The 790-nt window shown below is 50.4% G+C and carries 1 protein-coding gene; it reads left to right on the top strand.

Annotated features, from left to right (window positions below):
* The first annotated feature begins 1 nt into the window (after position 1).
* Positions 2 to 787: a hydroxyethylthiazole kinase gene (gene thiM, locus AB4653_RS25375; RefSeq protein ID WP_102257591.1), complete on the top strand. Its 786-nt coding sequence runs from the start codon at positions 2 to 4 to the stop codon at positions 785 to 787.
* The last annotated feature ends 3 nt before the right edge of the window (positions 788 to 790 follow it).

Below are 790 nucleotides of genomic sequence, written 5' to 3'. Positions count from 1 at the left end.
CATGCTAACTGAACAAATTATCCAATCGTTGCGCGCAGTACGAGAGCAAAAACCGTTGGTTGTGAACATCACCAACTACGTCGTGATGAACAATACGGCCAATGCGTTATTGGCGATTGGCGCTTCGCCTATTATGGCGCACTCACAGCAAGAGCTGGCAGAGATGATGTCTTTCTCTGGCGCGCTTGTGATCAACATTGGCACGCTCGACAGTGTTTGGACGCCAAGAATGTGTTTTGCTGTTGAACAAGCGAATGCGAACAACAAAGTCGTGGTTCTTGACCCTGTGGGTTGTGGCGCAAGTACGCTGCGTACCGAGACTTCTCGTGAAATTGCACGCTTAGCTGACAAGTTGATCATTCGTGGTAACGCGTCTGAGATTATCGCGTTAGCGGGCGAGCAAGCGCAGAGCAAAGGCGTTGATGCGCTAGATAGCAGTGATGCAGCATTAGGCGCAGCGCAATGTTTGGTCGCTGAATACGGTGCGAATGTGGTGATTTCTGGCGAGACAGATTACGTTGTCACTAAAGACAGCGTTGTGACGTTAAACAACGGGCACCCAATGATGCCGTACGTGACGGGCATGGGTTGTACCTTAACGGCATTGACTGGCGCATTTGCTGCTGTTGGTGATGAAAGTGGTTTGGCAGCCGCAGCGGTATTGGGCGTGGTTGGCGAAATCGCAGCTGAAAACTCACGTGGCCCAGGTAGCTTGCAGATGAACTTACTCGATGAGCTGTATCAACTAGATGAAGAGACACTGATTCAACGTTTAAAGGTTCAGTAGGCT

The organism is Vibrio sp. 10N.222.48.A3 (assembly GCF_041475345.1).
GTDB lineage: Bacteria > Pseudomonadota > Gammaproteobacteria > Enterobacterales > Vibrionaceae > Vibrio > Vibrio tasmaniensis_A.
This window is presented reverse-complemented; position numbering and strand designations above follow the sequence as displayed.

What these genes read in the sequence shown, in the direction of transcription:
- thiM (WP_102257591.1), top strand. Translation starts at nt 2, where the DNA reads ATGCTAACTGAACAAATTATCCAATCGTTGCGCGCAGTACGAGAGCAA.